This window comes from Porphyromonas levii, from assembly GCF_018206105.1.
Taxonomy (GTDB): domain Bacteria; phylum Bacteroidota; class Bacteroidia; order Bacteroidales; family Porphyromonadaceae; genus Porphyromonas_A; species Porphyromonas_A levii.
On record NZ_JADRGN010000001.1, the window covers coordinates 133,658 to 146,456 of the forward strand.

Genomic DNA, 12,799 nt, shown 5'->3' on the forward strand with positions numbered 1-12,799 from the left:
TACTTTTACTTTAGTCTAAATCTATATGTAATCGTACCAGTCTGATTATTCAGCCCATCGATAGCATTGAAGCGCGTAGCCTTAGCTGCACTTAGGGCACTATTACGGAGGGTTTGGTTGCCAATAGTAGTACCAGCACCTATAAGCGCTTGTATGACTTGTCCCTGAGGATTGACCGTGATATTAATCACGATATCGCCCTCCTCTTGTACATTATAACTCGGGCGCTGAAGACCTCCACTGCCTAGGCTACGACCGTCTAGAGAGAAGCTGCCGAAGCCGCCTACTCCTGCATTGACACCACCCGACTGCACATTACCATCTGGAGAACCCGCTCTTCCAGGTGCTGCCATGGGATCGCTTCCTGTACCTGACTTACCAGTACCACCGAAAGCACCCGATACATTCTTCTTTATCTGTTCTCTTCTGCGCTGTTCCGCTAGTTCCTTCTGCCTAAGTTGTTCCTCAGCCCTTTGGCGCTCCAGTCTCTGTTGTTCCGCTTTCTGTCGCTCTTTCTGCTCCTTCTTATTATCAGGTGGAGTAGTCATAGGAGGAGCTTCGGGCGTCTCCTGAGTGAGTACTCGCTCTTCCACCACAGGCTCCGGTGTAGGTTGCGGTTCTTGTGGAACGAAGTCGGGATCCAGCTGATGCGGCATGAACATCCCGCTCGCTAGCTCGGCATCTCCGATATTAACCAAGATACCGCCCTGCTCTTCAGGGACTACGCTTTGGAGGTAGATAAATAGTAACCCCGCCAATGCCAGAGCGTGCACCACAACAGTTACTACTAGTGCAATTGCCCTATTCTTATAGTTGTCCTTATCTAGCATAGCTTACTCCAATGGTCTTGTGGCCAACACCATCTGATACTTATGCTCTACTGCGATGTTAAGCAGACGCACAATCTCTCGATACGATACCTCCTCATCGGCATAGAGCGCTACATACATGTCGGGGTTCGCAGCCTTAGTTGCCTCTAGGTAAGGAGCGATCTCCTCGAAGCTTACCTGGCGGTCATCTTCACCCTCTACGCCGACGAAGTACTTCATATCCTCAGTGAGCACGATACGCGTGATAGGACGAGGCGTACTCTGTTGGCTCGACTGCGGCAGTGTTACTTTGAGGGAGCTTGGCACCACGAGCGTACTACTTACCATAAAGAAGATAAGAAGCAGGAATATGGTATCCGTCATGGATGCCATACTAAAGACTTCCATTGCCTTACTCTTACGCTTTAGTTTCATCGCTTAGCTGTTGGCTCATTAATTAGATCCATAAACTCCAACGTCTCCTGTTCCGACTTCGTGATCACCTCATCCACCTTAGCGATAAGATAGTTATATGCGAAAAGAGCTAAGATACCTACAATCAGACCACCTACTGTGGTCACCAACGCCTCATATATACCAGACGACAGCAAGCTAATATCTACAGACGACCCTGCACTAGCCATATTGAAGAACGCCTTAATCATACCCGTAACGGTACCCAAGAAACCAATCATCGGTGCGCCTGAGGCTATGGTAGCGAGGGCAGGCAACCGCTTCTCCAGCTTAGCCACCTCGATATTACCCACATTCTCTACCGCCATCTGGATATCGCCAATAGGTCTGCCGAGCCTCTGTATACCCTTCTCTATCATCCTCGCTCCAGGAGTCTTCTTAGAGCGACAAAGGTCTATTGCTGACTGTATCTTACCCTCGCGGATATAGTCCCTTATCTTACTCGTAAAGTCGGGATCCTTGCGCGCCATACTCTTGAGGAGCAACAACCGCTCCACGAAGATATAAAGAGCAAGTAGCGATAGCAATAGCAGCACCACCATAATCCATCCTCCCTTCATCGCCAGTTCCCATACAGAGAGGCGCTCCATCGTATCGGCTACAGTCGTAGTAACCGCAGCGCCATTCGAGAGATCCGGCATAGCATTCACTAGTGTATCTCCCGCCACCTGTAATGTCATATTCAGCATAATCCTATCAATAATCTAATTATCATCTCAAACACTCTAAATACCTCCGTACTGTCTCCTCCATCCCCAAGTAAAGGGCGTCACAAATCAACGCATGACCGATAGAAACTTCTGCTAGATTAGGCAATCGCTGAGCCAGATAACGCAGATTATCCAAGTCCAAGTCGTGACCTGCATTCACCTCCAAGCCAAGATCACCTGCTACCCTAGCGGCTTCGGCAAAGGGTTGTACTGCAGTCTCTCTATCCTCATGGTACTTCGCAGCATAGGGCTCAGTATAGAGCTCTATCCTATCCGTGCCCACCTCTCGAGCAGCTCTAATATTCTCAAGGTCGGTATCTACGAATATAGAAGTCCTTATACCACGCCCTTTGAGCTGCCCTATGATATCTCTAAGAAAGTCGAAGTGCTCTCGGACAGCCCAGCCAGCATTACTGGTGAGAACCCCAGGTGGGTCAGGCACGAGGGTGACCTGCGTAGGCTGAACCTCTAGAACCAACTTCATAAACTCGGGCGATGGATAGCCCTCAATATTAAACTCCGTTGTTACTACCTTCTTAAGCGCATACACATCGGCATAGCGAATATGTCGCTCATCGGGGCGAGGGTGTACTGTGATACCTTCCGCACCAAACCGCTCAATATCCTTAGCCATCTGTATCACGTCGGGGTTATTACCTCCACGAGCATTACGAATAGTCGCAATTTTATTGACATTTACACTTAACCTCGTTACCATACGCCTTAGATATCCTTAAGTTTATGTCCCATCTTCTCCTTCTTTGTCTTCAGATAGTCGTGGTTATGCTTATTAGCCTTTATCTCCAAGGGTACCACCTCCGACACCTCTAGTCCAAAGCTCTCTAGCCCAATCCTCTTCACTGGGTTATTCGTCATTAAGCGCATCTTAGTCACCCCTAACTGACGGAGTATTTCTGCACCTACGCCATAGTCGCGCTCATCGGCACGGCAACCCAAATGAATATTTGCCTCCACAGTATCCATCCCTTCCTCCTGCAGCTTATAGGCAGCTATCTTCTTCATCAGACCGATACCCCTACCCTCCTGTTGGAGGTAGACAATCAGCCCTCTGCCCTCCTGCTCTATCTTACGCATAGCCTCATGGAGCTGGTCTCCACACTCACAGCGGTACGAACCAAAGATATCGCCAGTCATGCAACTACTATGCATGCGAATCAAGACTGGTTCCGCACCCGATATATCACCCTTAATGAGCACTGCGTGCTCCATACCATTGCTCTTCTGCTTAAATGGGATAACCCTAAAGTCGCCATACTGTGTCGGCAAGTGTGCCTCCACACCTCTCTCCACCAAGCTCTCAGAGCGCAGACGGTACTTAATAAGATCCGCAATCGTCACTATCTTCATCCCATACTTCTGGGCTATTACCTGCAGCTGAGGCATACGTGCCATCGTGCCATCCTCATTGATAATCTCTATCAGGCAAGCCACGGGCTGCAGCCCTGCAAGTCTACACAAATCCACCGAAGCCTCAGTGTGTCCTGCCCTACGCAGTACCCCTCTACTTCTTGCCCTTAGTGGGTTGATGTGCCCAGGACGACCTAAATCCGTAGCCTTCGTACTAGGGTCTGCCAAAGCCTTTATTGTAGTCGCCCTATCATACATAGATACCCCAGTCGTCACCCCCTTACCCAGTAGATCTACCGTCACCGTAAAAGGAGTCTCATGAAGTGAAGTATTATCTGGCACCTGCATAGGCAGTTCGAGCTCCTCACAGCGCTCCTCCGTCATTGGCGTACAGAGTACCCCTCTTCCGTTACTCATCATAAAATTGATAATCTCAGGGGTTACCTTCTCTGCTGCGATGATAAAGTCGCCCTCATTTTCACGGTCCTCATCATCCACTACAATAACAATCTTGCCCTCTCGAAAGTCCTCTATAGCCTCCTCAATAGTACTCAACTTAAATTCCATTTTCTATTTCAATATCAAGACTTATACTTTTTCCTGTTCTATCCTATCAATATCCCTGCCCACTACTTGGTTAGTCTCAATCACCCTATTCCAAGCCGCCATACCTCTACGGTACCTTAGGAGGTACACCATATAGCACACTACACCTATCGGCAAGAGCCACATCAGAGCTCTATTGACTAGCTTATTTCTACTCCTCCACGCCCTCATTACATCTAGCAGATAAGGGTAAGCATTGAGGTGCTCCACCAGCTGATAATCCCTACTATAGCTTAGCTGCCCCACCAATTGCTCCAGCTGAGTCACCAACCGACGTCTCACCTCAAAGTGCGCATCGTCGAGGAAGAAGCGGAGATAGCCTATACGTCCAGCATGCTTTAGCTCAGGCACAGTCTCCTCGAGGGAGACCATCGCGCCTCGAGACGCAGCATAATCGACAGTCTGCATACTCACTTCTCTAAATGGTACCACCCGCTTGGTGCCAGCCATAATATAACGCTTCCAGAAGAGCCCTATACTATCCAGACTAAACCTATTGGTATCCTTGGTTGCAAGCAGACACAAACCAAGTCCTACGGGGATAAGTACGATATTGGGCAACCACATACCAAACCAATTGACTAGTGTCCCCTCACGTACCATCTTAATACCAGTAGTCTCTAGTATATAAAAGATGATGAAAAAAGATACCGCTACCAAGAATGGCACACCCATACCACCCTTACGGATCAAAGCACCCAGTGGAGCGCCTATCAGGAAGAAGGCGATACAAGCCACGGGATAGGTAAACTTACGCCAGTACTCCGCCTCGTTCTTTCGCTTCAAGTCGGCTTGCTCCCTTTGCGCCTCCACAGAAAAATAAGTATCATTCTGGAAGTTTGCCAGCAGTGCTATCGCACGGTCATAGATTTCGCTAGCAACGGCTGCACCCACATGATCTAGTTTTCCTACCATAGAGTACTCTGCCCTAGATGCCTTTGGCAATTGGGCAAAAGCATTAGGAGCATCAGGCTCCACCCTCGGTGCAACAGCCTGAGTCCCCTTCGAATCCTCGGGAACTACCTCTGTGGGGTATACCTCCGTAGCCACACGAGTCACCGTAGGGACTCGCTCCGCACGGCTCATGGTCTGGAAATAGTTATTGGCAAGTAATAATGTATGCCTATTTACCTCAGATAGCGAGTCGATACTCACCTGAAGTGAATCAGTATACGCTTTTAGTTCCATCACATTCTTACCTACGAACTGGCTGGTCAGCACCGACTCATCTATCATGCTAAGGTCGCTATTGAAAGGGATGTGTAGCTCCTTAAATCCAAACCGTTCACGCACGAAAGGACGATCTGCAGAGCTCTCGTACACCTCACCCCTCTGGTTCAGATTCCTAAACGACTCCCCATGGTACAGCTCTAATATCAACTCAGCACCACTTGGCGTAGTATAGAGGCGACCACTATCTGCTACTACCACCATAGAGTTCTCAAAGCCTTCGGAATAATCGTAGAGCATCATTCCATACATCATCTTTGCCTCGCTATCCTTACGCTCCACGTACACACTATAGTTGGGCAAGTCTTTGTAGAAACTCCCTTCGGGGATTGCCAGCTCGGGCGACTTATTACGTATCGAGAAGTAGTACTGCCAAAACTTCACTTGGCTCGTAATCATCCAGTCGTTCTGAAACACAAATACCCCAACGGCGAGTGCTACCACAACCCAAAAGATAGGCTTAAAGATTTTCCACAATGGTATTCCTGCCGCTTTCATGGCAAGTAGCTCCATCCGATCACCTAGGTTGCCAAACGTCATCAGTGAAGCGACTAGGACACCTAACGTCAGTGCCAACGGCACCATCGTCATAGATGCGAAGAAGAGGAGCTTCAATAGTACGACACCATCCACACCCTTACCTACGAGGTCGCCAATAGACTGCCATAAGAACTGCAATACCACAACGAAGAGAGAGACAGCAAAGCCCCCAGCTAGCAGTGGTAAAAAACTCTTGATGATATATAGGTATAGCTTCTTTGGCGCTAATCTCTTCATTACTCTCTATAATATGCTCATACGTATCCTACAAGTCCAACGCTCAGCCCTACTCCCTGCCACAAAATTACGAAAAATAACCCATATACGCTTCCAAGGACGATTTGTGAAGAAAAATCTATACCGACGAGCGAGAAGGCGTATCTACAGGACTAAAAGGTCAACCACTTAGTGCGCATAGTCAAGTAAATAAGGAAGTGAGAGTCAACCGACCAGTAAACCCTCAGGCATACAAGGTCAACCAGATAGTTAAAATACCCAGAAAATAGCCAACCCTCTCAGGAAAAACGCCCTTCAGGGGAGGCGAAAAAACTTTTACCCCTACCCGTTGACCGCCCTAGGTATACCCCATGACCATTTAATATATATCAAATAGGGGAATTAATATATACTAAATAACACAATTAATATATATCAAATCACCCATTTAGTATATATTAAATGGTCATCCAAGATATAAAGAAAGCGCAACCGCTTTACAGTCAACGCTTTTGCCCTATCGAAAGCAATTTCGGCAACACCCGAAACAGCTAAAGTATATAGTCCTTCTCACTAGCGACCAATACCACACATAACCGCACCTATAGCGCACCGAATTTGCCCCTCTCAACAACATTAAAGTAAGTTACAAAGCCACCAACCAAAGCATTCTATCAATCCTACAATAAAGAGACTCACAGATTGGTATAATTTAGGTATATTTGCCACCTGAAGTGCTCACCCCACATTATAATATAATATATGTGTGTGCACAGCACTCCCATTGAGTTTAGGAAAAAATATAAGAATAATAAATAATAACTACTTACAGATGCAAAACAAAGGTTTAGTGCAGTGGACTGCCATTATCCTTGCCATTGTCTGTGGTTACTACCTCTCATTTTCACTGGTGTCGGGGTATTACCAGAACAAGGCTAAGAACTATGCGCAGGGCGATGTAAATAAGGAGATTCGCTATCTTGACTCGCTCTCTATGAAGAAAGTGTGGCTCGGTAGCACGCTTCAAGAAGTACGTGAGAAAGAGCTAGGACTTGGTCTCGACCTTAAGGGTGGTATGACAGTCATCTTGGAGCTAAATGCTGCCGATGTACTAGAGACCCTCTCTGGCAATAGCCAAGACCCTACATTCAGAGCAGCCCTAGAGTCGGCTATCGCTCAGCAGGAGCGCAGCCAGAAGGACTTTATCACGCTCTTTGTTGATGAGTTTCATGCGACAGACCCAGGCGCTCGCCTATCTGCCATATTCGGTACTCTAGCGCTGAAAGACAAGATTACCACAAGCAGTAGTGATGCGGATGTAGAGCAGGTGCTACGCTCAGAGCTTGCAACAGCTATCGAGAGCTCTCACAAGGTACTCCGCAATCGTATCGACCGATTTGGTGTGGTAGCACCAAACATCCAGAAGCTAGAGGGTGGTCATCGTATCCTCGTAGAGCTTCCTGGTGTAAAGGAGCCTGAGCGTGTGCGCAAACTACTACAAGGCAGTGCCAATCTAGAGTTCTGGGAGTGCTACATGCTCCCTGAGATTTGGGCAGACCTACAGCGAGCCGACCAAGTCATTGCTCAGATGAGCTCTACAGTAGAGACTGTAGCTGAGGCTGCTCCTGTAGTAGTTGCTGACAGCATCGCTACCGACAGCGTGGCTACTGATAGTGTAGCTACAGCCACCGACGATCTGACTGCATTGGTCGGAGAGGCTACTCCTTCAGCAGAGACTACTACCGCTTCTAACGGTGCAGTACAATCACTATTCAGTCTACTTGCTCCAAACACCTACGAAGGTCAGCTAGCGGCTACTCCTGTGGTCGGAATGGCACATGCATCTGACATGGATAAGATTGACTCTCTGCTCAACCTCCCACGTGTTAAAGAGGTACTTCCACGCAACCTACAGCTAAAGTGGGGAGTGAAGGAGATGCAAGAGGGTTCAAAGATCTACCAGCTCTTTGCTATCAAGACTACTCGCCGTGATGGTATGCCTGTATTGGGTGGTGAAGTAGTCACCAATGCTAAGAGTGATATCGATAATACACTTGGTCGTCAGGAGCCAGTAGTTTCTATGACCATGAATAGCGAGGGAGCTCGTGAGTGGGCAAGAATCACCAAGGAGAACATTGGTCGTCCTATCGCTATCGTGCTAGATGATGTTGTTTACTCTGCACCAAGCGTTAATACAGAGATACCAAACGGTCAATCACAAATCACTGGTAAATTCACCGTACAAGAGGCAGATGACTTGGCTAATACCCTCAACTCTGGTAAGATGGCTGCATCAGTACGTATCGTACAGGAAGATGTTGTAGGTCCATCACTGGGTCAGGAAGCTATCTCAGCTGGTCTTGTCAGCTTCGTGATTGCACTCGTACTGCTGATGATCTACATGATTATAATGTATGGTCTATTGCCTGGTCTAGTAGTAGATGCCGCTTTAGTGGTCAACTTCTTCTTCACTATCGGTATCTTAGCATCGCTTCATGCCGTGCTCACTCTAGCAGGTATTGCCGGTATGGTGCTTACCCTAGGTATGGCGGTAGATGCCAACGTGCTTATCTTTGAACGTATCAAAGAGGAGCTCGCTCAAGGCAAGTCTATGATTAAGGCCATTGAGGATGGTTATGGCAATGCATTCTCTGCTATCATCGACTCCAACGTGACCACAATCCTTACGGGTATTATCCTTTACTACTTCGGTTCAGGTCCTATCCGTGGATTTGCCACCACACTGATTGTAGGTCTTGTATGTTCATTCTTAACTGCGGTATTCCTCACTCGTATCTTCTTCGAGAGGAGAGCGCTTAAGGGCAAGATGGACAATATCACCTTTACCACCTCTGTATCTAAGAACTTCCTAGTAGACCCTAGCGTGAAGTTCATCGAGAAGAGCAAGGGAGGCCTCTCTATCGCAGCTGCGATCCTTGTTGCCGGTGCCATCGCTCTTGGTGTATGGGGTCTTAATAGTGGTATCGACTTCACTGGAGGTCGTAACTACGTTGTGAAGTTCGACCAACCAGTAAGCACTAGTGAGGTAGCAAGCCTAGTGGGTAGCAAGCTCGATGGGCAAGTGAATGTGATCACTATCTCTACTGCAGAGCAGGTACGTATCTCTACCAACTACAAAATTGAGACCAATACCCCTGAGGTAGATGCTGAGGTAGAGAACCTGATCTATGAGGGCGTGAAGCCACTTCTAGGTGATGGTGTAAGCTTCGACCAATTTACCAACGACTACATCCAGAGCTCTCAGAAGGTAGGCGCAAGCATGGCAGACGACATCAAGACAGGAGCTGTTATCGCTGTAGTCCTATCACTGATTGTGATGGCGCTCTATATTCTTATCCGATTTAGAGATGTAGCCTTCTCTATAGGTGCGTTTGCTTCGGTTACTTTCACTACGCTATCTATCATAGCGTTGTATGCACTGCTATGGAAGGTAATGCCATTCTCTATGGAGGTGGATCAGACCTTTATCGCTGCGGTACTAGCTATTATCGGTTATGCTATGAATGATACAATCGTAGTATTTGACCGTATACGTGAGAACCTCAAGCTATTCCCTAATAGGAATAGGAAGGAGCTATTCAACTACGCATTGAATAGTACACTTGCACGTACCTTCAATACAAGTATCAGTACCCTGCTTGTGGTACTCATCATCTTCTTCTTCGGTGGTGCTAGTATCAGGAGCTTCACATTTGCAATGATTCTTGGTATAGTATTCGGTACCTACTCTACACTATTCGTAGCAACACCGATAGCCTACTTCATTAATAATAAGAAGTTCAATAAGACGCACAAGTAACTGACATACAGTTTTCGCAATTGACTAAGACGACGCTGCACCTATCCGTGCGGCGTCGCTTTCATTTTGCTACTGAGTGATAATGTTGGTATATTTGCGGGAGCAAATTTGAAAGAAATAAAGGAAGAAAGATTATGATCCAAAGTAAAAGGCACAACCTGCCTGTATGGAATGATGTGTATACTCATTCCAAGTTACCTGCTAAGCTCTCCAAACTAGAAGACCTATCACGTAATATATGGTGGGTATGGAGCAGTGAGGTGAGAAAGATATTTGCAGATATAGACCATGAGAGATGGGAAGCAAGCCAAGGTAACCCTATTGAGGTACTCAATAACCTTACCAGTAAGCAGCAGGACGACCTGATGGCAGATGAGGTCTTCATGGCTAGAGTGGATAAGGCATATCAGAATTTCCAAGACTATTTAGCCCAACCCATGCGTAGCGATGCCCCAAGTGTGGCGTACTTTAGCATGGAATATGGACTTAGCAATATCCTGAAGATTTACTCTGGTGGTCTGGGTGTACTTGCAGGAGATTACCTGAAGGAGGCGAGTGACTCTCGGGTAGACATGGTAGGTGTAGGCTTTCTGTATAAGTTTGGTTACTTTGACCAGGTAATAGCATCGGATGGTCAGCAAGTAGCCCAGTACAAGCAGAATGAGTTCAATAAGATTCCAGTGACTCAGGTATGCAGCAACAATGGCACACCTATGACACTGGAAGTCCCCTTTAGAGATCATGTGGTTTATAGCTATGTATGGCGTGTAGATGTAGGGCGTATTCCACTCTACCTTATGGATACTGACCATCCACAAAATAGTGACTGGGACAAACCTATCACCAGCCAACTCTATGGCGGGGACTGGGAAAACCGCATGAAGCAAGAGTACCTCCTAGGTATTGGTGGTATTCAGATGCTTAAGAAGCTAGGGATAAAGAAGGAGGTATACCACTGTAATGAGGGGCACGCCGCAATTATTAATATTGAGCGTATCGCAGAGTTGGTAGCCGAAGGCAAGGACTTCGACCATGCGCTTGAGATTATCCGTGCCTCTAGTCTCTATACCGTGCACACGCCCGTACCTGCTGGGCACGACTACTTCGATGAGGGACTATTTGCCAAGTACATGGAGCACTATGCCGAGAAGCTTGGCATCACCTTTCAAGAACTCATTGATCTTGGCAGAGAGAACCCTGGCAGCCACGATAAGTTCTCTATGAGTACGCTTGCTCTTAATACCGCACAGGAAGCTAATGGCGTGAGTTGGCTACATGGCAAGGTATCACAGAAGATGTTTGCACCTGTGTGGAAGGGCTATTTCCCAGAGGAGCTACACGTAGGATATGTGACCAATGGCGTGCACTTCCCATCATGGACTGCGGTAGAATGGATACCATTTTACAAGAAATACATCTCTGACAACATACTTGAGGATCAGGCGAACGTAAGAGTTCTTACCAAGATTGAAAGCGTACCAGATAGTGAGATTTGGGAGATGCGCAAGGAGATGAAAGCACGACTAATCCGCCACCTAAGGGCAAGCTATCAGGCAAGTCTCGCCAAGGAGAACAACGACCCTACGTTCACCCTAGACATCCTCGATGCACTAGACCCAGATGCTCTACTGATAGGCTTTGGACGTCGCTTTGCTACCTATAAGCGTGCACACTTGTTATTTACCGACCTCGAGCGCCTCGCAGAGATTGTCAATAACAAGGAGCGACCTGTACAATTTATATACACCGGCAAGGCTCACCCAGCCGATGGTGGTGGACAGGGATTGATTAAGCGCATCATAGAGATATCCCGCATGCCACAATTTCAGGGCAAGGTACTCTTCCTAGAGAATTACGACATACGCGTAGCGCGCCGACTAATTGCGGGTGTAGATGTATGGCTCAATACCCCTACCCGACCGCTTGAGGCATCAGGGACTTCTGGAATGAAGGCACTCATGAATGGTGTGCTCAACTTCTCGGTGCTAGATGGTTGGTGGTACGAAGGCTACATCCCTGCTGGCGGTTGGGCACTTACAGACAAACGGACTTATACCGACCAAGGGCTACAAGACAAGCTAGATGCTGTGACGATCTATAAGACACTGGAGGAGGAGATTATTCCACTCTACTACGACCGAAGCGAGCATAAGGAGTTCTCTACTGGCTGGGTACAGATGATTAAGACATCGATGTCTAGAATCTTACCTCACTTTACTATGCGGAGGATGATTAATGATTATATCGAGAGATTCTACCGTCCGCTAGCGGAGCGCTCCAAGGCACTTGCCAAAGATAACTACTCTGCTATCGACCAACTCGTGGAGTGGAAGAGAGGAGTAGCTCGTGATTGGGACAAGTTAGAGACGATAGAGGTAAAGAGCTCAAAGGATCTCAGTAATCGCAACTTTGAGGTAGGAGAACAATTCTCCTCTACCATAGTGCTCGATATGCACGAGCTCAATACAGCGCTCAAGGTAGAACTCGTGGTTATAGAGGTAGATGCCAACACGGGCGAGACCAAACATATTGCGAACCACGAGTATAAGTTAATTAGCTCGGAAGGTACTCGCCGCACCTATAGACTGGATAAGGAGATCGATAACCCTGGCAACCAAAAGCTAGCCATCCGCATTGCTCCTACCCACGAGCTTCTAGCACATCCTATGGACTTTGCATACGTTAGCTGGCTATCCCTATTCTAGCCAGTTCCCTGCAATACTATCATGCGAGGAGGTAGTGACGTACTGTCACTGCCTCCTCGCATGATAGATTCCCAAGACTTGGATATCTAAGGTTTTTATAATAAGACAACCTTGGATTTCCATTTATTTTCTACAACATTCGCTCCATATCGTAAATAAATCGCAACTTTGTCACAATAAAATAAGCATCGTTCGTTTAAAAACCACAGATGCTTAAATATTATAATACTCCCCAAAAACTAGACAACTCAAAAAGTGGTAGATTTGAGAGTAAAGATGGAACTAATTGTCATTTTCCGATGAAAAGAAGAAAAAGAGAAG

8 protein-coding genes are annotated in these 12,799 nt (G+C 47.1%); 2 read left to right on the plus strand and 6 right to left on the minus strand.

What is annotated here, in order from left to right:
* Positions 1–5: 5 nt before the first annotated feature.
* From tolA to IX315_RS00590, 6 genes are read right to left on the minus strand one after another with little or no spacing between them, the layout of a single operon-like run.
* A complete protein-coding gene (gene tolA, locus IX315_RS00565) occupies positions 6–830 on the minus strand; it encodes a cell envelope integrity protein TolA (protein ID WP_018359298.1) in 825 nt (274 codons plus the stop codon).
* 3 nt (positions 831–833) lie between these two features.
* A complete protein-coding gene (locus IX315_RS00570) occupies positions 834–1,244 on the minus strand; it encodes an ExbD/TolR family protein (RefSeq protein WP_018359299.1) in 411 nt (136 codons plus the stop codon).
* Complete coding sequence (locus IX315_RS00575) at positions 1,241–1,972, minus strand: MotA/TolQ/ExbB proton channel family protein (protein WP_018359300.1); 732 nt, start codon at positions 1,970–1,972, stop codon at positions 1,241–1,243. The genes IX315_RS00570 and IX315_RS00575 overlap by 4 nt, the downstream gene beginning before the upstream one ends.
* Before the next feature lie 22 nt (positions 1,973–1,994).
* On the minus strand, positions 1,995–2,711 hold the full coding sequence (locus tag IX315_RS00580) for a pyridoxine 5'-phosphate synthase (RefSeq protein WP_018359301.1): 717 nt from the start codon (positions 2,709–2,711) through the stop codon (positions 1,995–1,997).
* Positions 2,712–2,716: 5 nt separating this feature from the next.
* Positions 2,717–3,928: a bifunctional 3,4-dihydroxy-2-butanone-4-phosphate synthase/GTP cyclohydrolase II gene (locus IX315_RS00585; protein WP_018359302.1), complete on the minus strand. Its 1,212-nt coding sequence runs from the start codon at positions 3,926–3,928 to the stop codon at positions 2,717–2,719.
* A 21-nt stretch (positions 3,929–3,949) separates the two neighbouring features.
* Positions 3,950–5,974: an LptF/LptG family permease gene (locus IX315_RS00590; RefSeq protein WP_211636114.1), complete on the minus strand. Its 2,025-nt coding sequence runs from the start codon at positions 5,972–5,974 to the stop codon at positions 3,950–3,952.
* An 811-nt stretch (positions 5,975–6,785) separates the two neighbouring features.
* Here IX315_RS00590 and secDF point away from each other — a divergent pair.
* Positions 6,786–9,773 carry a protein translocase subunit SecDF gene (gene secDF / locus IX315_RS00595; RefSeq protein WP_211636112.1) on the plus strand — a complete coding sequence of 996 codons (2,988 nt, stop codon included), beginning with the start codon at positions 6,786–6,788 and terminating at the stop codon, positions 9,771–9,773.
* Between the two features lie 131 nt (positions 9,774–9,904).
* Positions 9,905–12,478 carry an alpha-glucan family phosphorylase gene (gene glgP, locus IX315_RS00600; protein ID WP_211636151.1) on the plus strand — a complete coding sequence of 858 codons (2,574 nt, stop codon included), beginning with the start codon at positions 9,905–9,907 and terminating at the stop codon, positions 12,476–12,478.
* The last annotated feature ends 321 nt before the right edge of the window (positions 12,479–12,799 follow it).

Excerpts from the sequence above, each read along its gene's own strand:
- tolA (WP_018359298.1), bottom strand. The coding sequence starts at position 830 with ATGCTAGATAAGGACAACTATAAGAATAGGGCAATTGCACTAGTAGTA.
- IX315_RS00570 (WP_018359299.1), bottom strand. The coding sequence starts at position 1,244 with ATGAAACTAAAGCGTAAGAGTAAGGCAATGGAAGTCTTTAGTATGGCA.
- IX315_RS00575 (WP_018359300.1), bottom strand. The coding sequence starts at position 1,972 with ATGCTGAATATGACATTACAGGTGGCGGGAGATACACTAGTGAATGCT.
- IX315_RS00580 (WP_018359301.1), bottom strand. The coding sequence starts at position 2,711 with ATGGTAACGAGGTTAAGTGTAAATGTCAATAAAATTGCGACTATTCGT.
- IX315_RS00585 (WP_018359302.1), bottom strand. The coding sequence starts at position 3,928 with ATGGAATTTAAGTTGAGTACTATTGAGGAGGCTATAGAGGACTTTCGA.
- IX315_RS00590 (WP_211636114.1), bottom strand. The coding sequence starts at position 5,974 with ATGAAGAGATTAGCGCCAAAGAAGCTATACCTATATATCATCAAGAGT.
- secDF (WP_211636112.1), top strand. The coding sequence starts at position 6,786 with ATGCAAAACAAAGGTTTAGTGCAGTGGACTGCCATTATCCTTGCCATT.